This is a genomic window from Sorangium sp. So ce367, assembly GCF_051520455.1.
In the GTDB taxonomy this organism is placed as follows: Bacteria; Myxococcota_A; Polyangia; order Polyangiales; family Polyangiaceae; genus Sorangium; species Sorangium cellulosum_B.
The window spans coordinates 1,619,606-1,641,135 of sequence record NZ_CP150334.1; the positions used below are offsets into that span (position 1 = coordinate 1,619,606).

Annotated in this window: 26 protein-coding genes; 10 read left to right on the forward strand and 16 right to left on the reverse strand. The window is 70.2% G+C overall.

Annotated features, from left to right (window positions below; genetic code table 11):
• The first annotated feature begins 73 nt into the window (after positions 1–73).
• From WME97_RS06160 to WME97_RS06170, 3 genes are read left to right on the forward strand one after another with little or no spacing between them, the layout of a single operon-like run.
• Complete coding sequence (locus tag WME97_RS06160; RefSeq protein WP_437550194.1) at positions 74–415, forward strand: hypothetical protein; 342 nt, start codon at positions 74–76, stop codon at positions 413–415.
• Positions 412–987, forward strand: a complete 576-nt coding sequence (locus tag WME97_RS06165) for a GNAT family N-acetyltransferase (RefSeq protein ID WP_437550196.1) — start codon at positions 412–414, stop codon at positions 985–987. Before WME97_RS06160 ends, WME97_RS06165 begins: the two co-directional genes overlap by 4 nt.
• Positions 988–1,003: 16 nt before the next feature.
• Positions 1,004–3,466, forward strand: a complete 2,463-nt coding sequence (locus tag WME97_RS06170; protein ID WP_437550198.1) for a hypothetical protein — start codon at positions 1,004–1,006, stop codon at positions 3,464–3,466.
• 56 nt (positions 3,467–3,522) lie between these two features.
• On the opposite strand, the gene WME97_RS06175 is transcribed toward WME97_RS06170, so the two are convergent.
• From WME97_RS06175 to WME97_RS06190, 4 genes are all read right to left on the reverse strand, one after another.
• Complete coding sequence (locus WME97_RS06175) at positions 3,523–4,137, reverse strand: DNA-3-methyladenine glycosylase I (RefSeq protein ID WP_437550200.1); 615 nt, start codon at positions 4,135–4,137, stop codon at positions 3,523–3,525.
• Positions 4,134–4,430 carry a YciI family protein gene (locus tag WME97_RS06180; RefSeq protein ID WP_437550202.1) on the reverse strand — a complete coding sequence of 99 codons (297 nt, stop codon included), beginning with the start codon at positions 4,428–4,430 and terminating at the stop codon, positions 4,134–4,136. Before WME97_RS06180 ends, WME97_RS06175 begins: the two co-directional genes overlap by 4 nt.
• A 17-nt stretch (positions 4,431–4,447) precedes the next feature.
• Positions 4,448–5,113, reverse strand: coding sequence for a TetR/AcrR family transcriptional regulator (locus tag WME97_RS06185; RefSeq protein ID WP_437550204.1), 666 nt, complete (start codon positions 5,111–5,113; stop codon positions 4,448–4,450).
• A 200-nt stretch (positions 5,114–5,313) separates the two neighbouring features.
• Positions 5,314–6,180, reverse strand: a complete 867-nt coding sequence (locus WME97_RS06190) for a LysR family transcriptional regulator (protein ID WP_437550206.1) — start codon at positions 6,178–6,180, stop codon at positions 5,314–5,316.
• A gap of 34 nt (positions 6,181–6,214) precedes the next feature.
• On the opposite strand from WME97_RS06190, the gene WME97_RS06195 reads away from it, so the two are divergent.
• The 3 genes from WME97_RS06195 (at position 6,215) to WME97_RS06205 (ending at position 9,368) form a co-directional block, all read left to right on the forward strand.
• On the forward strand, positions 6,215–7,123 hold the full coding sequence (locus WME97_RS06195) for a ketopantoate reductase family protein (protein ID WP_437550208.1): 909 nt from the start codon (positions 6,215–6,217) through the stop codon (positions 7,121–7,123).
• Between the two features lie 415 nt (positions 7,124–7,538).
• The gene (locus WME97_RS06200; RefSeq protein WP_437544987.1) at positions 7,539–8,402 is read left to right on the forward strand and encodes a tyrosine-type recombinase/integrase; all 864 of its coding nucleotides are present in this window, start codon (positions 7,539–7,541) and stop codon (positions 8,400–8,402) included.
• Between the two features lie 6 nt (positions 8,403–8,408).
• Complete coding sequence (locus WME97_RS06205) at positions 8,409–9,368, forward strand: IS91 family transposase (protein ID WP_437550210.1); 960 nt, start codon at positions 8,409–8,411, stop codon at positions 9,366–9,368.
• A gap of 113 nt (positions 9,369–9,481) precedes the next feature.
• Here the strand turns inward: WME97_RS06205 and WME97_RS06210 are convergent, their stop codons facing one another.
• The 4 genes from WME97_RS06210 to WME97_RS06225 all read right to left on the reverse strand — a co-directional run bounded on the left by WME97_RS06210 (position 9,482) and on the right by WME97_RS06225 (position 12,455).
• Positions 9,482–9,739 carry a hypothetical protein gene (locus WME97_RS06210; RefSeq protein ID WP_437543650.1) on the reverse strand — a complete coding sequence of 86 codons (258 nt, stop codon included), beginning with the start codon at positions 9,737–9,739 and terminating at the stop codon, positions 9,482–9,484.
• Positions 9,736–10,545 carry an ExeA family protein gene (locus tag WME97_RS06215; protein ID WP_437543652.1) on the reverse strand — a complete coding sequence of 270 codons (810 nt, stop codon included), beginning with the start codon at positions 10,543–10,545 and terminating at the stop codon, positions 9,736–9,738. Before WME97_RS06215 ends, WME97_RS06210 begins: the two co-directional genes overlap by 4 nt.
• Before the next feature lie 2 nt (positions 10,546–10,547).
• Positions 10,548–11,897, reverse strand: a complete 1,350-nt coding sequence (locus WME97_RS06220) for a helix-turn-helix domain-containing protein (RefSeq protein WP_437543653.1) — start codon at positions 11,895–11,897, stop codon at positions 10,548–10,550.
• A gap of 126 nt (positions 11,898–12,023) precedes the next feature.
• Entirely contained in the window at positions 12,024–12,455 is a 432-nt protein-coding gene (locus tag WME97_RS06225) for a hypothetical protein (protein ID WP_437545645.1), read from the reverse strand.
• Between the two features lie 603 nt (positions 12,456–13,058).
• Between WME97_RS06225 and WME97_RS06230 the strand changes: the two genes are divergently transcribed.
• Positions 13,059–13,397 carry a hypothetical protein gene (locus WME97_RS06230; protein WP_437550212.1) on the forward strand — a complete coding sequence of 113 codons (339 nt, stop codon included), beginning with the start codon at positions 13,059–13,061 and terminating at the stop codon, positions 13,395–13,397.
• Between the two features lie 580 nt (positions 13,398–13,977).
• Here WME97_RS06230 and WME97_RS06235 read toward each other — a convergent pair.
• The 3 genes from WME97_RS06235 to WME97_RS06245 form a co-directional block, all read right to left on the reverse strand.
• On the reverse strand, positions 13,978–14,646 hold the full coding sequence (locus WME97_RS06235; RefSeq protein ID WP_437550214.1) for a glutathione S-transferase family protein: 669 nt from the start codon (positions 14,644–14,646) through the stop codon (positions 13,978–13,980).
• Positions 14,647–14,768: 122 nt separating this feature from the next.
• Entirely contained in the window at positions 14,769–15,278 is a 510-nt protein-coding gene (locus tag WME97_RS06240) for an SRPBCC family protein (protein WP_437550216.1), read from the reverse strand.
• A gap of 10 nt (positions 15,279–15,288) precedes the next feature.
• Positions 15,289–15,624, reverse strand: a complete 336-nt coding sequence (locus WME97_RS06245; protein ID WP_437550218.1) for an ArsR/SmtB family transcription factor — start codon at positions 15,622–15,624, stop codon at positions 15,289–15,291.
• Positions 15,625–15,726: 102 nt separating this feature from the next.
• On the opposite strand from WME97_RS06245, the gene WME97_RS06250 reads away from it, so the two are divergent.
• From WME97_RS06250 to WME97_RS06260, 3 genes are all read left to right on the forward strand, one after another.
• Positions 15,727–16,245: an SRPBCC family protein gene (locus WME97_RS06250; protein ID WP_437550220.1), complete on the forward strand. Its 519-nt coding sequence runs from the start codon at positions 15,727–15,729 to the stop codon at positions 16,243–16,245.
• Positions 16,229–16,588, forward strand: a complete 360-nt coding sequence (locus tag WME97_RS06255) for an ArsR/SmtB family transcription factor (RefSeq protein WP_437550222.1) — start codon at positions 16,229–16,231, stop codon at positions 16,586–16,588. Before WME97_RS06250 ends, WME97_RS06255 begins: the two co-directional genes overlap by 17 nt.
• Positions 16,589–16,681: 93 nt before the next feature.
• Positions 16,682–17,173 (forward strand): Fur family transcriptional regulator, encoded by a 492-nt coding sequence (locus WME97_RS06260; protein ID WP_437550224.1) that lies wholly within the window; start codon positions 16,682–16,684, stop codon positions 17,171–17,173.
• Positions 17,174–17,484: 311 nt separating this feature from the next.
• On the opposite strand, the gene WME97_RS06265 is transcribed toward WME97_RS06260, so the two are convergent.
• From WME97_RS06265 to WME97_RS06285, 5 genes are all read right to left on the reverse strand, one after another.
• Positions 17,485–17,715 (reverse strand): hypothetical protein, encoded by a 231-nt coding sequence (locus WME97_RS06265; RefSeq protein ID WP_437550225.1) that lies wholly within the window; start codon positions 17,713–17,715, stop codon positions 17,485–17,487.
• A gap of 140 nt (positions 17,716–17,855) precedes the next feature.
• Positions 17,856–18,632 carry an ABC transporter ATP-binding protein gene (locus WME97_RS06270; protein WP_437550226.1) on the reverse strand — a complete coding sequence of 259 codons (777 nt, stop codon included), beginning with the start codon at positions 18,630–18,632 and terminating at the stop codon, positions 17,856–17,858.
• Positions 18,632–19,447 carry an ABC transporter permease gene (locus tag WME97_RS06275; RefSeq protein WP_437550228.1) on the reverse strand — a complete coding sequence of 272 codons (816 nt, stop codon included), beginning with the start codon at positions 19,445–19,447 and terminating at the stop codon, positions 18,632–18,634. Before WME97_RS06275 ends, WME97_RS06270 begins: the two co-directional genes overlap by 1 nt.
• A complete protein-coding gene (gene modA, locus WME97_RS06280) occupies positions 19,444–20,274 on the reverse strand; it encodes a molybdate ABC transporter substrate-binding protein (RefSeq protein WP_437550230.1) in 831 nt (276 codons plus the stop codon). The genes WME97_RS06275 and modA overlap by 4 nt, the downstream gene beginning before the upstream one ends.
• Positions 20,275–20,320: 46 nt before the next feature.
• Positions 20,321–21,427: a substrate-binding domain-containing protein gene (locus WME97_RS06285; protein ID WP_437550231.1), complete on the reverse strand. Its 1,107-nt coding sequence runs from the start codon at positions 21,425–21,427 to the stop codon at positions 20,321–20,323.
• Positions 21,428–21,530 lie beyond the last annotated feature (103 nt).

A 21,530-nucleotide genomic window follows, 5' to 3' on the forward strand; every position in this document is an offset into this window, starting at 1 on the left:
CCGCGGGCGAGAAGGAGGGGCGCCGGCTGGCGCCTTGACCCACCTCGGGCACGCGCGTATCCAATTTTGCGCAATGCTGAGGATCCGTCGGGCGCAATGGGTTGCTCTGGCGAGACCGGCGGACGATCGGCTCGCGGAGCAGCTGGCGGCGATCGCGGCGCGCCACTGGGCGGAGGCGGCGGCGCTCCCGGCGCCGGCGCGCCTCGAACGCGTGCGCGCCGCCGTCGATCGCGCGCGCGCCCTCGGGATCGACGACGATCGCGACGTGGGCCGCTTCGTCATGATCGACCTCGCGCTCGGGGCGGGGTTCGAGGTCGAGCGGGCCTGGGCGCGGGCGATCCTCGCGGACGAGCGGCTGCCGATGGGGGATCGCGTTGCGCGGCTGAAGGCGCGGGCGCACGGGGAGCTCGGGTGAGCGCGGCCCTCCGCGCCGTGGCCGGGCCGCGGTCCGATGTCGGCCTCGAGCCGCTCGGGTTCGAGCACGCCGCCGCCATGCAGGCGCTCCTCGCCGGCCCGGCCGTGGCGGGCCCGCTGCGGCTGCCGCACCCGCTGCCGCCCCGGCACGTCGAGCGCGAGGTGGTGGCGCTGCGCCACCACGAGCGCGAGGGGACGCGGGCGAGCTTCGCCATCGTCGTCGCGCGGGGGGTCGCGCAGGCGGCTGGGCAGGCCGCGGCCCCCGGGGGCGCGCCTGCGGTCGCGGGAGGCTGCGATCTCTGCGCCATCGATCGCCACCGGCGCACGGCGGAGATCCGCTACTGGCTGGGCGAGCCGTTCTGGGGCCGCGGGATCGGACGCGCCGCCGTCTCGGCGCTGATCGGCGAGGCGCGGGCCCGCGGGCTCGGCTCGGTGACGACGTTCATCGCGCCCGGCAACCTGCGCTCGCGCCGCCTGGTCGAGGCGCTGGGCTTCGAGCGCATGTCACGGAGCGACGCGGAGGAGGCGCCCGGCGGCGCGCCGCCGCTGCTCGCCTACGGCCGGGCGCTCTGAGCGCGGGGGCACGAAGATGGAAGAGAGAGAACCGTCCCTCCCCGCCACGCGGTACAGGTCAAAGAAGCGGGCCAGGAAGCAGGGGCGCTTCCGGCCGCCGACCGTCACCGAGCTCGGCCTCCTGGACCTCGAGCTCTTCCTGCAGTCGCGACCTTCGAGCTGGCCCGACTCCATCGACGAGCTGATGCTGCTCGACGCCCTCCGTCTGCGCACGCGCTACTACCGGTGGCGGTTCGTGACCGACGAGCAGTCCGCGCTCGAGACCTCGACCGACGAGGTGCTGCGCCTGGTCCCGAGCAAGAGGGGTCCGGAGACGACTTGTTCCGTCACCGAGAAGGAGAAGGAGGTCGAGAACGACGACGCCGCGAACAAGGCGCAGCGGGAGTTCAACGATCTCGGACCGCCCGCCGCCGGCGACACGCTCCTCCTCTTGGCCGCCATCCAGACAGGCGACATCCAGGCTGTCGAGGAGGTGATCGATGGCGCCGATCTCTATCTCCCCTGCGCTTATATCCCCTGCATGTTGGCGGACCAGGGCATCTGGGAATTCGCGTCCGCCATCGACTTCTACATGTCGCCACGGCAGGCCGCCTTCGTCGAGTACGCCTGCGCTCTCCTCGCGTCGGCCGACCGTCAGACCGTCTGCGCCAAGCTCGCCGTCCCGAAGATCAAGCATGCGCGCAAGGAGATCCTCGACCTCCTGCTCGCGCACGACAGGACCGACGCATTTCCGAAGCCGCTCCTCGCGCACACCCTGAAATTCGACCTCGCGCACGCCGGGTGCCTGATCGATAGCCCGTGCTGGACCCACTTCGGAAAAGACCCGATGAGCCAGCCCTCGTCGAACGTCCGGGACTTCGTGCTGCTGCTGACCGGCTTGCTGGCGGGGCTCTGCCTCGAGCTCAACGAAGCGCACCTTCATCGGAGCTGCGGCGTCGAGGACCTGCTCGACCGCCTGCTGGCCATCGATTCGGTCTGCGAGCTCTGCATCGGCGTGGTCTACGGGCAACAGGCGCTGAGCAACATCGGGCAGACGCCGCTGAAGGCGCCCACAGCGCTGTCGCCAGCGTTCGTGGACGAGCTCTTCCGTCTGCAGGCCGACGCGGCCGGTCTGGCCCACGCGCTGGATGCGGGGTTGAGAGAGGATCTCGGGCTGCCGCCGCCGATCCCGCCGGGGCAGCGGGAGGATCTCTGGGGAGCCGCGAAGCGCAACCTCTGGGTCTACCTGCCGCAGCTCGCGCAGCACCTCAGGGGATCCGAGAAGATCTGGTCCGTCATCTTCACGCCGCAGGACCTCTCCGGCCACATCGGGAAGCTCGAGGCGCTGGAGCCTCCCAAGGATCCGTCGCTGGTGGAGACCCAGGAACTCGCGAAGAAGATCGTGTCGAGTTGCCTGCTGAAGAGAGGCGCCATCGACCTCGCCACCCTCCTCGAGCTCCGGAGCAAGCTTCCGGCGAACCCCAAGGTCGAGCTGATCATCATGAACGTCCTCGGCCTTGGCCAGAGCCTGCAACAGACCATGGAGGAGGCGCTGGCGGCCGCGCACGCGGCCCGCACGCACCCCAAGGTGTTCGGCGCCCCCGCCGACATCAAGAACAAGTACGACCGTACCGTGTGCGGCGCGAACAGCGCGCCGCCCGACGTCGAGTACTACGGTCTTGACGGGCTGGCATGGGACGCCAAGCGGCTCGGCGGCAATCAGTTCGAATGGGGCGACACGCAGAAGAAGGGGTTCGCGAGCACCAGCAACGTGCCGTGCGCCCTCCTGCTCGACGCGACGTATGCCAACCAGCGGCGTTACCAGCGAGCCTGGGCCGCGATCTTCCGCGACGTCGCGCGCGGCAAGCTGCGGCTCTACCGGATGGTCAAGGGAGAGCGCCGGCCCGCGCTCCTCGAGATCTCAGTCGACATGATCTGCGAGGCCCGCGGCGCGCAGGTCCTCTCTCCCAGCCCGGTCGGCTTCCTTCACCATCCTTCATGCACCTTCGGGGCCTACGTCGTCGACGACTGGCTGAAGAGCGGCAAGCTCCAGGGAAACGCCGTCAACGTCGCAACGATCATCAAATCGAACCCCTGGGTGAAAGCCACGCTCGATCGTCTGCTGTCGGGGCAGCTCGTCTGGTACGACTTCTTCTCCGACCACACCCGCGAGCTCCCGCTCGGCGGCGGGCGGCACATCTGCCTCGAGGTCTCGCTCAGGTCGGTCCCCGAGATCGTGAACCTTTGCGACGAGAACGCCGCGCTCGCCGAGGAGGTGAGCTCCTTCTGGCGCATCATCTGGGTGGTCGACCAGCACCGCTTCTTCATCACGTTCACGCATTACGAGCGGTGGTGCCTGGGCCGCGGCCCGACGGCGCAGCCGCTGCCGATGCCCGCTTTTTTCGAGCTCGAGGGCCCTCCGCCTTCCGCGCTGCCCGCCGCCCCGACAGGCACGACCTTCGCGAACGCGCTCGGCGCTTTCGGCGCCGGCCTCACGTGAGGCGGCGCTTGTCTCGCCGCCGGTGCCACGAAGCGCCGGAACCACGCAGGCAGGTGTCAGCGCCGGGGACGCTTGAATCGCTCACGCGAGCGCTCGACCTCTCCTCGGATGACGCAGCCCTCGACGTGATCGTTCACCAGCCCCATCGCCTGCATGAACGCGTACACCGTCGTGGGGCCGACGAACTTCCAGCCGAGCTTCTTCAGGTCCTTCGAGAGGGCGATCGACTCCGGTGATGTCGATACGGTCTGCGGGAGCGCGAGCCGCTCCGCTTGGGGCTCGTAGCCCCAGACGAACGCCGCCAGCGAGCCCTCGCGCTCGACGAGCTCTCTGGCGCATCGCGCGTTGTGGATGACCGCCTCGATCTTGCCGCGGTGGCGGATGATCCGCGCATCCCCGAGGAGCCGCTCGACGTCTCGCCCCGTGAAGCGGGCGATCTCGTCGACGTCGAAGCCGTGGAACACCGCGCGGAAGCTCTCACGCTTGGCGAGCACGGTGCGCCAGCTCAACCCGGACTGGAAGCCCTCGAGGCTCAGCTTCTCGAACAGCCGGCGGTCGTCGCTGACAGGAAACCCCCACTCGCGATCGTGATAGTCGATGAACTCCGGCGCCGCGCCGGACCAGCGGCAACGCGCTCGACCGTCGGGCCCCACGATCGTCGCGGCGCTCATGGCGCGTCGCCTCGCAGGAACCCGAGCCGCTCGTCGACTCGAGACGGCGCGATCTCGAGGATCTCGGCGCTGACGACGCCCGCGGTGACGAACGGATCGCCGTTCACCCTGTCGCGAAGCTCCTCCATCGTGGTCCGATGCGCGAGGATCCCGCCGCCGCCGTGGGGCTTCAGGCTCCCGACCAGCACGAACACGCCTTCGTCGAAGCCACGCCGGATCCAGGCGTTGTGTTGCTCCATGTGCAGGCTGGCTTGACCCTTGTTGTCGGAGAACTTGAGAAGGACAAGAAACACGGCGCATGCTCCTGGGGTTACGGCTCACGTCTGCCGCGGGGGCGGCCACGTGTCGTCTTGCGTTGCGTCGCCTGGAGCCCCCGCTCTGTCCGAGCGTCGGGGCCAGGCGGGCCGGCGCTGGTCGTCAGCGACAGCAACCACGCGTGCATCTGCTCCACTTCCTGCGCGATGAAGGCCTCGTCGTGGAAGGCGCTCGCCAGCGTGGCCACCCCCTGGCTCCGCGCCAGGAGGTGCATCGCGAGCTCATCGGCGTCGTCCGCCCGGCCGAGCAGCACGAACTGCCGGCTCAGCCACGTCCGGAAGAGCGTCAACAGCCGGTTGGCTCCCGGCCGAGAAGGGTGGTCCAGCTTTGCGAGCTCGGCGCACAGGGTGCCGACGGGGCAACCGAATCGCTTGATGCTGGCGCGGTTCGCGATCAAGATCCCGATGAAACTGCGTATGCGCTCCGCGGGGCTGTTCCCCTCGATCTCCCACCGATCGAGCATCTGCTGCGTGCTCGCGAGGCGCTCGTCGATCACCGCATCCAGGATCTCGTCCTTCGTCTTGAAGTGGTAATAGAAGTTGCCGCGTGAGATGCCGACGGCCTCCGCGATATCAGCGAACGATGTGTGCTCGTAGCCCCGTCGATAGAAGAGACCATCGGCCGCTTGAACGATCTGAGCGCGCGTCGTCGGGTTGCTCACGGTGTCGCCTCGCCGGACGGCCGCTGTCGCAGCCGCGGAGAGTCATCTAGTAGGACGATTGTCCTAGGCTGTCAAGCGTCGCCGCGTCCGCCCTGCCACGACCCGGGGCACCGGCGGGCACGGTCGCGGACCGGCGGCGCCTGCAGCACCCTCCCGCCGTCGCGCCGGTCGGTACGCTGGAGCCGCGCGAGGGCCCGCTATCATCCGCGAGCGGTGGCCTTGGTCGTGTACTCCGCGAACAGCTCGCTCAACGCCCTCGCCATGGCGCGCATGCGCGGCACCTGGCGCAGCTCTCGATGCATCACGACGTAGAACGGGACCGACGGACCCGCGGCGTCGAGCGCGACGGGCTCCAACCCCGGGAGATCGACGCCGGCCCCGTGCACCACGATGCCCATGCCCGCTCGCGCTGCCTCGATCCGCGTCTCCACGGCGTTTGAACGAAGCGGGAAGTTCTGCGCGCCGCGCTCCACGAGCCAGTGGAAGGGGCCGAGTCCCTGGGTGATCCGCTCATCGACGATGAAGCGTTGGGCTGTGTAGTCGTCTCGCGTGAGCAGGCGTCCGGGCAGATGCGCCGCCAGGTAAGCGGCGCTCGCGTACAGAGCCGGCCTGACCTCGCCGACGCGCTTCTCGATGAGCACGTTCGAGGCCGAACGACCCCCGCGGAGCCCGATGTCGGCTTCGCGCTCCGCCAGATCGACGAGCCGCGACTCGACCGACACCTCGACGATGGTCGTCCGGTCCTGCTCCCAGCATCGCCGCGCCGCCTGGGCCGCCACGGCGCCAAACCCTTCCGGCACGGAGAGGCGCACGGTGCCGGCTCGTTCACGATCGTGCGCCCCGAGCGCTTGCTCGAACCCGGCGGCGATGCTCACGAGCGCGAGGGCCTCGCGTTCGAGCCGCACCCCGTGGCTCGTCCGGTGGACGACGGAGCGCCCGAGCGCGCGCTCGAGCGTCGAGACGCGCCGCATGACCGTGGAGGCCGACATGCCGAGGCGCTGTCCGGCCGCGAGGAAGCTCCCGCGGCGGTGGACCTCGAGCAGCACACGACAATCGTCCCAGTCCATGGGACGACCCTGCCATCTCGGCGGATCTTCGTCCATGCAAAACGGTTTTGTCCCAGCGCAAAACCGCCGTCGTGCGGCGCCGGTTATGCTGTCTCCCATGAAAATGGCAGTGCTCGGTACAGGAGCCATCGGCAGTACATTCGCTTACCAGCTGGCGAAAGCCGGCCACGAGGTCACGGCCGTCGCGCGCGGCGCGCGGCTGGAGCGCCTGCGGGAAGACCGCGCCATTGTTCTGAGCGATGGCGCGCGCGCCCCTGTGGCCGTCGCCGGCACGCTCGACCCGAGCGTCCCGTACGATCTCGTGCTCGTGACGGTGCTGGCGCCTCAGGTCGACAGCGTCTTACCCGCGCTGCGACAGAGCGCCGCGAAACACATCATGTTCATGTTCAACACCTTCGAGCCGCTGGATCGACTGCGGGACGCGGTGGGCGCCGAGCGCTTCTCGTTCGGCTTCCCCGGCGGCGTGCTGGCGCATCTCATCGACGGCAAGCTGCGGAGGCGCATCCTGCCGGGCACCACCGTGGGCGATGCGGCCTGGGCGAAGGTGTTCGGCGCTGCAGGGATCCCGACCGTGACCAGCGCCGATATGCACGGATGGTTGCGCTCGCACGCCGCCATGGTGATCCCCCTCATGTCGATCGGCGTCGTCGTGGCGCACCGGAACGCCGGCATCACATGGCGTGAGGCGCGCCGCTACGCCGCCGCGCTCGCCCAGGGGTTTCACATCGTGCGCGGCCTGGGCCACGCCGTCGAGCCCACCGTGGTGGCGCTTCTCAGCCGTCTGCCGCGCACGCTCACGACCGGCTTGTTGTGGCTCATGAGCCGCACCCAGGAGCTCCGGAAGCTCGGCGCGCTCGGCGCCGCGGAGCCCCGGATGCTCATCGACATGGTGGCGACCGCGGTGCCGAATCAGGCCGCCGAGCTGCTGGCGATCCGCCCGTGAAGGTATCCGGCCACGTCTCGGCGTGCGCAGGCGCAGCGAGCCCGAAGCCTGCGAGAACGCGGGTGCGTCTTGCAGGTTGGACCAAGCCGCTTCGCGGCAGCTCCTGTGCCGGCCGCGAGCGAGCGCGATGCTGACGAGGTGCAGGAGCTCGGCGTGAGGCTCAAGAAGATGCTGCGGGCCCTGCGCCGTTAAGCATTCCGGATACCGAGCCGCGGTTTCCTGCCGCGGCTCGGATCCTTGTCTTCGCTGCGGTTGTCACGGCAGTCATTGCTGCCGCAGCGCGGCTTTTGCCAGTATTTATTGCGAAAAAAGAGCCCGGCGCCGCGCAGGACTGGCCGCCCGCCGCCTCATTCCCTGCCCACCCTGCCGTTCGCGACGCCCCTGCCCGGGCGCCGCGTCCACCAGGAGGGCAGCGATGGGACAGCTCCGCGATCGAATGGCCGAAGACCTGAAGCTGCGGCGATACAAGCCGTCGACGTGCGACAATTACCTCCGCTGCGCACGGGCCTTCGTAGCCTATCACCGCAAGCCGCCGCAGCAGATGGGTCTCGACGAGGTGCGCGCGTTTTTGCTCTATCTCGCCGAGCAGCGAAAGATCGCGGAGGCGACGCAGCACCAGTACGTGGCGGCGATCAAGTTCCTCTACGCCACCACGCTCGGGCGTCCGGAGGTCGCTGTCGCGATCCCCTGGCCGAAGGTACCCCAGAAGCTGCCGCCGGTCCTCAGCGGCACCGAGGTCGAGGCGCTGCTCAACGCGATCGGCTCGGTCAAGCAGCGCACGATCGTACTGACGGCGTACGGCGCCGGTCTGCGGATCGATGAGGTCTGCTCGCTGCGGGTCGAGGACATCGACAGCAAGCGCAACCTCATCCACGTCCGCAATGGAAAGCATGGGCGTGATCGGTACGTGATGCTCAGCGCCCCCGTGCTGACCGCGCTGCGCATCTACTGGCGGGCGGAGAGACCCGCTGGACCGGAGCTGTTCCCGGGTCGCAAGCAGGGCTCGGTCATCTCGCACGAGGCGGTGCGCAACGCGCTGCGCGAGGCGGCGAGGCGCTGCAAGCTGCACAAGCGCGTCACCCCGCACGTGCTGCGGCACAGCTTCGCTACCCACCTGCTCGAGCTCGGCACCGACATCCGCGTCATCCAGGCCCTGCTCGGCCATCGCTCCATCCGCACCACCGTCCGCTACGTCCGCGTCAGCCAGGCTCACGTCGGTCGCACCCGCAGCCCGGTCGAGGTGCTCGGCACCCAGGAGGCCAAGAAGAAGCTCGGCTGAGGTCGCGTGCACCCGCATCCCCCGGCGCCGCGGCCCACGGCGACGGGTAGGCCTCGGCTCGAGGTCGCGGATATCGTCCGCGCCCACGGCGAGGCCTACCTGCGCGCCCACGCCGTCTCCACCGCCCAGCGCAAGGTCCTGCGCGACATCGCTGCGTGCAGGACCGCGGTGCTGGGCGGCCATGTCGACGTGTGCACGAGCTGCGGCCACGAGCAGCCCTCGTACAACTCCTGCCGCAACCGCCACTGTCCCAAGTGCCAGAGCCTCAGCCAGGCCAGGTGGATCGCCGAGCGGCAGCAGCGCATCCTGCCGACGCACTACTTCCACGTCGTCTTCACGCTCCCGGCCGAGCTGCGCCCGCTGGCGCTCGTCAACCAGCAGAGGGTCTTCGATCTGCTCTTCCAGTGCGGCTCGCGGACCCTGCTCACGCTCGGCCGCGATCCCAAACGGCTCGGCGCCGACCTCGGTGTCACCGCCGTGCTGCACACCTGGAGCCGCAATCTCAGCTTCCATCCGCACCTGCACTGCATCGTCACCGGCGGCGGCCTCTCGCCCGACGGCTCGCGCTGGATCGAGGGGCGGCGCGGCTACCTCTTCCCTGTGCAGGTCCTCGGCAAGCTCTTCCGCGGCAAGTTGCTCGCCGCGCTTCGGCAGGCCTATGACGCCGGAGAGCTCGACCTGACCGGCGGGGCCGCCGCGCTGGCCAACCCCGCTGCCTTCGCTGCGCTGCTCGACGCGCTCTACCGCAAGCCCTGGGTGGTCTACGCCAAGCCGCCCTTCGCTGGGCCCGAGCAGGTCTTTGCCTACCTCGGTCGCTATACCCACCGTGTCGGGCTGTCCAATCACCGGCTGCGGTGGATGGATGAGCGCGGCGTGTGCTTCCGGACCCGCGGAGACAAGACCGTGACGCTCTCCGCAGACGAGTTTCTGCGTCGCTTCCTGATTGTTACCGAGCAGGCTGCTTGATGGCCGGAAGATCCGGCTCTGTGATGGCCATCATCGAGCTGGATTTGCGCTCACCGCGATCGCAGCGAGGCATGCGCCGGGGTGACTGCGGCGGTCGCAGAGCGCCGGCGCTCTCAGTCGATGCGGAGTGGGAGGCGGTCATCGCCGTCGAGGACGGCGTGGTAGCGAGCGAGAGCGTCGTCGAGCCGATCGAGGTAGTGGAGCACGACGTCAACGGCGTAGAGACGAGGGCACAGCGGATCCGGGTCGCTCGGGTAGCGCGCGGTGAGCGCGCCGCGGGCGAGCGCGAGGGCCGCGACGAGGGCGGCGGCTGCGCTGCCCGCGGCGTCGCCGCGCCGCGTGTCCCCCTCGGCCACGGGGACGGGGTTCACCCGGCCTCCTCTGCGTCCAGCTGCAGGATGCGGCTCAGGACGTCGCGCTCGACGAGCTTGCGCTTCTTGCGCGCAGCGGCGCGGAGCGCGGCAGTGGCGAGTCGATCGGTGTCGCGCAGGCTGCCAGCGGCCGCCTCGTGCAGCATCGCGATGGCGTCCGAGGTGAAGAGCTCTTTCGTGCAGCCGACTCGGCCGAGACGTACACGCAGATAGTCGGCCGTATCGTCCGGCGTGAGCGGGTCGATGGTCAATCGGTAATGGAGGCGCGAATACAGGGAGCGATTGCGGCGCACGCGGAGCCGCTCGCCGAGCTCGGGCAAGCCAAGCAACACGAGCGAAAGCAATGCGCGGCTATCCCATGCGTAATTAAGGAGTATGTGAAGATGATCGAGTGTGTCCTGATGAAGCAGATGGGCCTCATCGAGGACGAAGACCGGAAATACGCGCTCCTTCGCGAGTTCCTCGACGTGCGTGCTGACCGCGTAGAAGACGTCTCCAGCGGTGCTGCAGCGAGCGAGACCGAGCGCCAGACAGAGCTGCCGATAGAAGTCCCGGCGTCCAAGCGTCACGTTGGCGCAGTAGGTCAGGCGAAACGTCTGCGGCGAAAGGGCATGACGGAGCGCGCGGAGCAGACACGTCTTGCCGACGCCGGGGTCACCGGCGAGCAGCACGCTCTTTCTGGCGTGCACCGCCTCGATGAGCGTCTCGAGTACCATCTGCTTGGACGGGGGGAGCCAGAGCTCGCCGTCTTCGACCTCCTTGGAAAATGGCTCTGCGGTGAAGCTGAAGTAGCTGCAGAAGTCCATGGTCATCCCTCCTCGTCATCGCGGGGCGTTCGTCCGAGAGCCTTGTCCAGGAGGGTCTTCGGCGGGTCAAAGGGGACGCGCGCCTCGTGAGCGACATCGAGGTTGCAGGCCGGTCGCGGCCGATGGGCGTTCTTCACCGGATCGACCCGGTGCAGGGCGAAGCGTTTGCCCTCGTGTTCAATCCAGGGCGGCTCGGTCGGCGTGACGAGGCACCTCGACACCGTGACGAGGCGGCCGGCGAGGAAGCCGAGATCGGTCTCCCAGTCCTCCCCATCCATCGAGAGCGTGCTGTCACGCCGCACGCGCCGGCGGGCCTGGGCCGTGAGCGCGTCGCGCAGCTTCCGCTCGTCGAGGTCGTCGGTGACGTGGGGATACTCCTCGTAGACCTGCGCGGGGGACTTGCCGAAGAGCGCCGCGTGCGGTGTGCGGTGATAGTGCTCGTCGACCCATGCGTAGAGCCGGACGTTGAGGTCGTGGAGCGACCCGAGCGCGCCGGTAAAGTCCAGGCACCTCTCGCGCAACGTCCTCCAGAAGCGCTCCATCTTGCCGCGCGCGGGGGCGTCGTACGGGCGGGCGTGGATCAGGGTGGTGCCGAGTCGCTCGCACGCAAGGTGCAAGGTGTGCCCGCGGTAGGTCGAGCCGTTGTCCAGGTAGAGGGCGTCGGGAGCGCCGTGCTTGCGCAGCGCCCGGATGAAGAGCGCCAGCATGTCGACCTCCCGCTCGGCGCTCATCGCCTCGAGCGCGAGGATGTACCGCGAGGCGTCGTCGAGCAGCGCGTGAATGCGCACCGGCGCCGGGCTGCCGTTGACGAGGATCGGCGACGCGTGACACACATCGCCGTGCCACAGGGCGCCGGGATGCTCGGCCTGCCAGCGCAGCCGCACCTTGCCGCCCGGGCGATCGCGCAGCGCGACGCGATCGAGGTGGTGTTCGGCATACAGCCGTCGCACCGTGGTGGCGGATATGGCGCCCTTGTCGATGCGGCCCGCCGCGATCAGGGTGTCGAGGATGAGCGAGACCGAGGCGCTCGGGTGCTCCTCTCGGATCTCGAGCAGCATCTGCCGTTGCTCGGGGGTGAGCTCGCGCGCCCGCCCCTTGTCCTTGCGGGGCTTGGGGCGTAAGCCCTCGAGACCTTCGGTCTTGTACGCGTAATACCAGCGCTCGAGCGTGGGGACGGAGTAGGTGCGCGGAGAATGGGCGCGTGGTGGGCGAAACCGCTGCTTGCTCAGGTCGGCGAGCGCTTCGGCGAGCTCTCCGCGGTCGAGCTCGCGGTGCATGAGCGAGCCGATGATCTCGCTGCGATAGAGCGCCACCGCTTCGGCGTGGTCCTTCGGCTGGAGGGGGTCTTGCACGTCGTGTCCTTTCCGCGCCGGTGACACCGCACCGGCCGCACAGCCATCCAAGCGCAAGGCGCTCCGCCGACCGAGGATCCAACCGGGTGGGGTCCGGCATGAGCTCGGCGAGCGGGCCGCTTGCCATCACGCGGCCCGCACGGCGCCTGCCATGACGGCGGCCTCGGGGACCTCGGCCGCAAAAGGCGCCATCGCGACGAGCGTCATCGCCGCCCGCTCGGCCCGCTGCCGCAGCGATGCAGCGAGGGGACTGGGGCGGACCGCCGCAAAGAGGCGCCTCTGGTCGATGGCGCGTAGCCAGCGCCGCACGGTCACCCAGCTGTCAGCATCGAAGCTGGCGGACCAAGGGCTGACGCGCCGCCGCACCTCGATGAGCGCTGCACCGGCGACGCCGACGAGCAGCAGGGCCAGACCGATCGCCGTCGCGGCGAAGTGCCGTCGCGGTGCGACGCCCCGCGGCACGACCGTGATCGCGGCGCTGCAGCGGCGGCATCGATAGCGGCGCGCCTCGATCGTGACGAGCCCGCCGCGCTCACCGGCAGCCAGCGGCCCGCGCACCTGCCGCGACCGCGTTCCGTGACCCCACAGCCCCAACCCGCCCCCCAGCGGGCACCCCGCCGCGCCGCAACGGGGGCAGCGGGCTGGCCGCGCGCGGTCTACGGTGGGCGGGGAACCAAGCCAGCCTTTGACATCGAGGTCCAAATGGACGATCTGTTGAGGGCTCCGCTCTTTCAAGCGATTCGGAGCACGACGGGAGGGGGCACGCGGCCAAACGAGCTCCTCCCGTCGCCTATTTTGTGGCCGGCGCCGCGCCGATGCTCCACTCCTGCCGCTGACCTACTCCGTTCGTTACGCCGACGGGCGAGGAGTCGTGCTGGTAATTTTCGAGAGGAGAACGGAATGCGCGCTCCCTCTTTTCCTGTGCTCCTGGATTCGACCAGCGCGTTCGTGCTCGGGACGAGCTACAATGAGAATTTCATCGGACTCGGCGTAATGCATGGCCGGGGAGCGCTCCGGCAACTTGCTGCCCCCGGACACCTCTGTCATCGCGTCTGATCCGCCTCGACGATGGTGTTCTCCGGTGGGTCGAGCGCCCCGTCATCAAAGAGCTGGATCCACAGGCGCACCATGGGCATCAACGACGGTGCTCGGTAACACCTGATGCACGTGCTGCCACATCGCTTCGTGAAGATCCGACACTTCGGCCTGATGGCCGCGTGTCACGCCACCACCACGCTCGAGGTGGCACGCACGAGGATCCTGGCGGCGCGAGACGCAGGGCAGTGCGCTGTCGGGGGAGATGAGCACCGGGAAGGCAGCTCTTACGAGAACGAGCCCTCTGCGCGCCACGTCGTCAAGGTCGACTGGTGCACGCTGCTCGCCGAGCTCACGGGGATCGACCTGTCCATCTGTCCTCGCTGCGGTCAGGCTGCGATGGCTCGCCGCCCGCTGCCGTCGTGCGTCGTCGGCTCTTCCGCCGCCCCTCCGGACACGTCATGAGCATCGCTGGCCTGGGCAGAAGCGACAGCACCACCTCCGTTGCGCGGCGGTCAGGCATCGATCCGCCTTCTGCGCCGTCCACCTCGGCGGCGTGCGTGCTGCTGGGCCTCCATCGGCGCCGCGCTCTGCCTCGGCACGTCTGCGCCCAACGTCGTGGCGGCGGGATGCACCACGCGTGCGAGCCCCGCCGCGCCCGCCTTCTGCGGCCTTCTCGGGCAGGATCTCCATAGGCCTCGCGACCGCCTCGCCCGGCCGCGAACCGGCCCGGTCCAACCCGACGTTTGCGGGACTGCGCCGGGACCTCGCCGCCGCTGCTGCTCAGGCGCAGTCCCGCAAACGCCTATTCATTGGCCCGGAGATCTGCATCAGCGCATTGCGCCAGCGCTCTGGAGCTAGCACCTCGGGTCAGAGTTCCTGCCCAGGGACCGGTGTCGCGAGGGGAGAAAGAGTTCAACGCAAAGCCGCAAAGTCGCAAAGGCGCAAAACTGCACGAAATCTGTTCTTTTTTGCGGCTTTGCGACTTTGCGGCTTTGCGTTGAATCTCTCCCCAGATCGCTGGCCGGACTTCTGGCGGGCGGAACTAGTCCCGATCGGTCGGCGCGCCGCCCGGGAAGTAGTGGCGATAGGGTCGGCCGCCCTCCACGGCGCGCTCGACGGACGGGCGCTCGCGCAGGCGGCGGTAGTAGGCGCGCAGGTTGGGGCGGTCGTCGAAGGGGTGGACCCAGTCGGCGTAGAACAGCGACGGGGCGGCGGCGCAGTCGGCGAGGGTGAAGGCGTCGCCCGTCGCCCAGGTGCGGCCGGCGAGCTCGCCGTCGAGCCAGGCGTAGACCTTGTCCAGGGCGGCGCGGGCCTGGACCTCCCCGTACTCATCGCGCGGGTTGGACTGCATCTCGCGGATGCGGTTGTTCACGATCACCTGCATCATATTCATGACGTAGTTGTCGAAGATGCGGTCGAACATCCGCACCTGGAGCGCGGCGGCCGGATCGGACGGGATCAGGCGGGCAGGACCCGGATGGGTCTGGTCGAGCCACTCGACAACGATGGTCGCCTCCCACAGGGCGAGATCACCGACCCGGAGCACGGGGAACTTGCCGAGCGGCCAGAGCGCCGCCAGCTCGGCGCCGGCCTGCGGGTTGGAAGGCTCCAGCAGGCGCAGCTCGAAAGGGACGTCCTTTTCATGGAAGGCGATGAAGGCCTTCTGGGAGTAGGACGAGAAGGGGTGGGCGTAGAGGATCGGTGTCGTCATGGTGGCCTTGCTGCTTCGCGTGTCGGCGAGCAGTTCGTGTCTGCAAGTGGTCATGGTCGGCGAGACCGTCGCGCGTTCCATCGGAGCGCCCGAGATTCTCGCAAAATCAGCCGGATCGATGTTCAGCCAGGCCTCTGCGTGCCCCTCGCCAGCTCCTCGCCGAGCGCGTCCAGCATCTGGAGCCAGCTCGGGTGCGCGCCGGTCCGGCGAGCGAGCGCCTCGCTCACGTTCTGCTCGAGCCTCACGAGCGTCCGCCCGCTTCGCTCGGTGAAGGTGATCGACACGAGCGTCTCCTCGGGCCAGTCCCGATCGTGCCCCTGGCTCTCGGAGGAGACGGGATTCCCGTTCGCGTCAGCGATCCGCATGGTGAACGCGAGCCGCTCCGGCCGCACGACCTCGCGGTAGACACCGACGGTCCAGCAATCGCCGAACTGCGGGTTGTGGATGCACGAGTGGAAGCCCCCTCCCGGCCGGACGTCGATCCGCGCGAAGCGGATGGTGCACCCCCGCGGCGCGAACCAGCGCGCCAGCAGGTCGGGGTTCGTCCACGCATTGAACACCACGTCGCGCGGGAAATCGAACGTGCGCTCGATGAGGACCGTGGGCTCATGAGGGGTGTGAGAGAATTGCATCGTGACGTGATCACCCTTTCTTCGGCGGATGCAGCTCGCGCAGGAGGTCGTCCAGGCGGCCGAACGCCTCGTCCCAGTGCTGCCGGTACTGCTCGACCCAGCTCGCCACCTCCCGCATCGGCGCGGGATTGAGCTGGCAAACGTGCTGCCGCCCGTCGCGCCGCTTCTCGATCAGACCCGCTCGTTCCAGGGTTGCCAGGTGCTTGGAGATGGCCTGTTGCGAGATCTGAAACGGCTGCGCCAGCTCGTGCACCGACGCAGGCCCCGTCTTGAGCCGCACGAGGATCGCGCGCCGGGTGGCGTCGCTCAGGGCGGCCAGGGTCGTGCTCAGCGAATCCACAACCATATGGTTGTGGATTCGCTCCAGGAAGTCAAGCGAGGGGCGATGTGCAATCAGATGGTTGCACTTCGTCGGGCGGCTCGGTATTGTGCATCCAGGAGGTTGCACATGGCATCGACGGACAGGATCGAGAAGCAGGTCACGCTGCGCGCGCCCGTGTCACGCGTGTGGCGGGCGATCGCCGACGCCAGGGAGTTCGGTCGCTGGTTCGGGATCGAGCTCGAGGGCGAGTTCGTCGCGGGCAAGACGCTCACTGGCATCTTCGATGAGGGGCTCAACGAAGCCGCCATCATGGACTACCAGAAGAGCCGCGGTCTCCGGCCTTCGAAGGTGAAGCTCCCCGAGAAGGGCGCGGTGTTCTGCACGGTGGAGCGCATCGAGCCGGAGCGGTACTTCAGCTTTCGCTGGATCCCGTATGGCATCGACGCCGAGGCCGACCCGGACAACGAGCCGACGACGCTCGTCGAGTTCCGCCTCGAGGGGGTCGCTGAAGGCACCCTGCTCACCATCGTGGAGTCCGGCTTCGACCGTGTGCCAGCGCATCGGCGCGAGCGCGCGTTCCGCATGAACGAGGGGGGATGGGCCGCTCAGGCCGAGAACATCGCGAAGTATGTCGAGAGCGTGTGAACAGGCGGTCGCCGACGTCTTCTTCGCCCTCGGCGATGGGACGCGGCTGTCGGTGGTGACCCGGCTCGGGGCCGGAGGGGCGCTGTCGGCGACCGCGCTCTCCGACGGAGCGAAGGTGACGCGACAGGCGATCGTGAAGCACCTCCGGGTGCTCGAGGGCGCGGGCCTCGTGACGCACGAGCGGCGCGGTCGCGAGGTCCTCTACGCGCTCGAGCCGCGGCGGATCGAGGAAGCCCGCGTGTTCCTCGACGGCATCTCCGCAGGCTGGGATCGCGCGCTCGAGCGGCTGCGCCGGATGGTCGAGGAGCCGTCGCCTCCGCCGAGGAAACGGGAAACGCGATAGGGGAGCGGCTTCTCGGCGACGTCCTGACCGAAGCTCCGCCCAGGTGCTGGGCCAGCGTTGACCATCTTGCGAACGGTTCGTATAGTTCCCCGCGTGCGCCATGTGACCCAGCCGCCCGCGCTCGACGAGGCCGGCCTCGAGCGGGCGCTGGAGCGGCTGCGGCGCGCGGTGCGGCAGCGGGGCCTGAAGGGGTCGTCGGTCCGCGACTCCATCGCGCGCGCGGCGCTCCTCAGGCGAGGGCACTTCTCGGTCGACGACCTGCTGAAGGAGCTCCGCGAGAGCGGCGTCGTCGATGCCCACCCCGCCACGGTCTACCGGGTCCTACCGCTCCTGGTGGAAGCGGGGCTCCTCCAGATGACGCTCGTGTCGAAGGGCGACGGCGCGCGGTACGAGCGAGCGTTCGAGCGTGAACATCACGACCATCTGATCTGCACACGCTGCGGCAAGGTCGTGGAGTTCGAGTTCGAGGCGATCGAGGTTCTTCAGCGCGATGTCGCGGAGAGATTCGGCTTCCGCTTGACGGGCCACGTCCACGAGCTGCTCGGGATCTGCAAGGACTGCAGCGCTGCCGGCGTCGAGGGCTGACGCGCGAGAGGCGCCCTGCCGGCGCCGCTGCGCGACCGGATCACCGGCGTGCCCGACCGCGAGGCAGGCGGCGTACATGAGCAGCGACCCGGACACCGCCGTCAGGTAGCCAGGCCACGCGATCCAGCCGGCGCTCAGGGCGACGAACGCGCCGACGAAGCCGAACATCGCCGCGCAGCCGGCCACGGCGACCCACCGGCCAAGGCGCCCCATGGCCGCGCACGCGAGCTCCCGGACCCGCGCGCCGAACGTCCCCCAGGGCCCCTCCAGCGGAAGAGCCGTCGAGGCCGCGCGCGCGAGCGCCCGGGCCCTCACGCGACACCTCGCCTCACCACGTTCATCACCTCGGTCGTCCTCCGCGCGTGGAGCTCCGCGGCGGCCTCTCCGAGCACGGCCCACAGCGCCTCCAGGCTGGAATCGTCGAGCCGGACGGAGACGGGGCCGAGGTGAATCGAGATACCCCCGCAGTCCAGGCACCGCTGGACGTGCGCGACGCCGTTGTACGCGAGGGTTTCGTGACGACAGTCCTTCGAGTTTGACAAGTCGACCTCCCGAGCGAGACCGTAACGCGAATGATTCTCATTTTCAACATCATCGCGCTGGGCGGCGACTGGCGGACGGATGGCCTCGCGACCGGAGATCCGGCCGTGACAGAGGGTCTTCGCTGCTCCTTGCTGAATTTTCAGGCCGAATCCGCGCTCCGGGGGGGCGGCGCGTCGCCGGCGCTGCGCGCCGAGGCGACGAACTCCTCCACGAAGGGCGACGCCGGTCGGGCGGAGAGCTCCTCCCAGGTGCCTGCCTGCGTCACGCGCCCTGCCTCGAGGACGGCGATGCGATCTCCCAGGAGCCGCGCGTCCGTCGCGTCGTGCGTGACGACGACGGTGGGGATGGCGAGCGTCCGCAGGTAGTTCGAGAGGAACGCCCGGACCTCGCGGCGCGAGTGGACGTCGAGCGCGGCGAGCGGCTCGTCGAGGAGCAGCGCCCGCGGGCTCACCGAGAGCGCGCGCGCGAGCGCCACGCGCTGCTTCTCGCCCCCGGAGAGCGCCTGCGTCCGCCGGTGCGCGTGCGCGGCGATGCCGAGGTCGTCGAGCATGGCGTCGACGACCTCGGCGCCGGCCGCGCGCCCCCGCCGCGAGGGATCGCTCCGCACCGCGAACGTGACGTTCTCACGGACGCTGAGGTGCGGAAACAGCGCGTAGTCCTGGGGCACATAGCCGATCCCGCGCTGCTCGACGGGCACGTCGATCCCGGCCGCCGTGTCGAGGAGCACCGCCTCTCCGACCTCCACGCGCCCTCGTTCCACGGGGAAGACGCCCAGGAGGAGCGAGAGCAAGGTGGTCTTGCCGGCGCCGTTCGGCCCCACCAGGACGAGCGACCCGCCGCCGGTGTCGAGCTCGGCCTCGATGCGCAGGCGCCCGACGCGCGCGGTCACGCGGGCGCGGAGGCGCTCCGCCGCCATCACGGCGCCGCCTCGAGGCGCTCGGCCTCGGTGGAGCGCCGCAGCACGGCCCGCACGAACAGGAGCAGCGCGAACGCCACGACGACAAGGACCATCGACAGCGCCTGCGCGGCGCGCAGGTCCGACTCGAGCGCCGTGTAGATGGCGAGCGGCAGCGTCTGCGTCCGCCCCTCCAGGTTGCCGGCGAACATGAGCGTCGCGCCGAACTCGCCGAGGGAGCGGGCCCAGCTCATCGCGGCCCCCGCTGCGAGCCCAGGGGCCGAGAGCGGCAGCGCCACGCGGAAGAACACCCGGAGCGGCGAGGCGCCGAAGGTCCGCGCCACCACGAGCAGCCGCGCGTCGACCCTCCGGAACGCGCTGGTCGCCGCCTGCACGAAGAACGGCGCCGAGACGAACACCTCGGCGACGACGACCGCCGCCGTCGTGAACGAGACGGACCACCCCGCGGGGTAGAGCCACCCGGAGAGGAGCCCGCGGCGGCCGAACGCGAGCAGCATCGCGACGCCGGCGACCGCGGGCGGGACGACGATGGGCAGCTGCACCACCGCCTCGACCGCGCGCGAGAGCCGCCCGCGCGAGCGCGCCAGCGTCCAGGCGAGCGGCGTCCCCAGGACGACCACGACGGCGAGGCTCGCGGAGGTCGTCAGGAGGCTCAGGCGCAGCGCGGGCCACACGAGGGGGTGGCGGAGCCCCTGCGCGACGTCCCCCGCGGTGGCCGTCGCGAACAAGGCCAGGATCGGGACGGCCAGGAAGGCCACGAGCACCGTGCCGACCGCGGCCAGGGCGACCCGCTCCGCGCGGAGGCGCCCGCTCACCGAGGCGCGCCCTCGCCGGAAGGCACAAGGAAGCCAGCGCGCCACAGCGCCGTCCGGCCGGCCTCCGACGTCACGAGATCGATCCACGCGCGCGCGAGCCCGGGGTGCGCGGCGCCGGACACGACGGCGATCGGGTACTCGGCGAGGACGTTGACCTCGGGCGGGATCGCCACGACGACCACGCCGTCCTGCGCCGCGAGCGCGTCCGTCCTGTAGACCACGCCCGCCTGCGCTTCCCCGAGGCGCACCTTGGCGAGCACCTGCCGCGCGTTGGGCTCGCGCGAGGCGACCCTGGACTCCACGCGCGCGCGGAAATCCCCGCCCAGGGAGGCCGACGCGCGATCGAGGATCTGCAGCGTGTAGCGGCCGATCGGGACCTCGGGGGTGCCGATGACGATGCGGGTCGCGGCGGGGAGGTCGGCGAACCCCCGGACGGTCGCGGCGCTCTCGCTCGCGACGACGAGGACGGGCTCGTTGCGCGCGAAGACGACGGGGCCCGCGGCGCGCTGGGATTTCACGAGCTCGTCCATGTGGCGCTGATCCGCCGAGGCGAACACGTCGACCGCGGCGCCGTGCTCGAGCTGCGTGCGGAGCTCCTGCGTGCCGGCGAAGTTGAACGTGACCTCGACGCTCGGATAAGAGCGCTTGAAGTCCTCTCCCAGCGCGGTGAACACGTCCCGGAGGGAGGCGGCGGCGAAGACGACGAGCCTGTCCTCCCGCTGGGCGGACGCCGGCGAAGGGCGCTCGCAGCCGCCGAGGGCGGCGAGGCACGCCGCGAGGATCAGGAGGGGGAGGCCGCGCACCAGCTGTCGTCGGGGGCAATTCATCCGGGAGACTCCTCTGTTCCGTCGTTCCCTGGCTCGGTCCGCGCCGTCATGCCGCTCGCACCTCGGCGACCCGCTCGCCCGCCTGCCGAGCGTCGTAGGCGAGCGCCGAGAGCTCACGGCGGAACTCCCCTGAGACGAGGACGTCGAGCAGGCGCTGCACCCTGCCGTCATCGAGCCCCTCGCGCGGGACCGCGAGGTCGTAGCGCTCCTCGGCCAGGGGCACGAAGCCGAGCCCGAACGCCATCGCCGCGTCGCGCGTCGCGACGCCGGCGTCCGCCGCGCCCATCGCCACGGCGCGCGCGACGTCGAGGTGGCCGGCGACCCGCAGGTGCGGCTTGCGCGCGAGCTCGAGCGGCAGCCCGTGGCCGCGGACCTCGCGCTCGAGGAGCCGCTGGGCGCCGGCGCCCGCCTCCCGGCCGGCGAGGCGCAGGCCAGGGAGATCGAGGTCGGCCGCGCCGCGGACGCGGCCGGCGTCCTCGCGGCGAACGAGGAGGCCCGCCTCCCAGCGCGCCAGCGTGATGAGGACGATCGGCTCGGCGTGCCCGAGCCGGCGGACGTCGGCGACGTTCGCCTCGCCGGTGCGCGCGTCGACGAGGTGGACGCCCGCGACATGGGTCCGCTGCCGGGCCAGCGCCTGGAGGGCCGCGGTGCTCGAGCGGGGGAACCAGAGGAACCGCCCCGGCCCCGGCCTCGTGTTGAGCCGGTCGGCGAGCAGCCCGAGGCCGGCCGCGCAGCCCATCATGACGACGTTCTCCTCGACCTCGGCGAGCGCCCGGAGGGGCTCGACGACAGCCCTCCCGCGCCGCTCGCCGGTCACGATGCCGTCCGCGGCCATCCGCACCGCGTCCTGCTCGAGGGGGTAGGAGACCCAGCGGTCCGCGATGCGCGCGACCGCGGCGCGGCCCAGCGCCGCCGGAGCGTCGGTCTCGGTCGCGAGGTCCGCCGCCGCGCTCGGCCCCCCGAAGAGGTCCTCGACCGAGCAGTCGAGGGCGCTCGCGAGGCGTAGCGCGACGTCGACCGCCGGGGTCGCGCGGCCCGCCTCGATGGCGCCCACGCTCTGCCTCGTGAGGCGGGCGCGCTCGGCGAGCGCCACCTGGGACAGCCCGCGCGCCTCGCGCCGCTCGCGAACCCGGTTCGCCGCTCGGTCTGTCATGACGCACACTCTTTACACCGAGGAAAGCTTGCTTGTCATCCATCGGCGGTCTTGAGATGCCCTCGGCCCCCCTCGACAGGTAGAGTTGCCCCGCTCGTCGCGC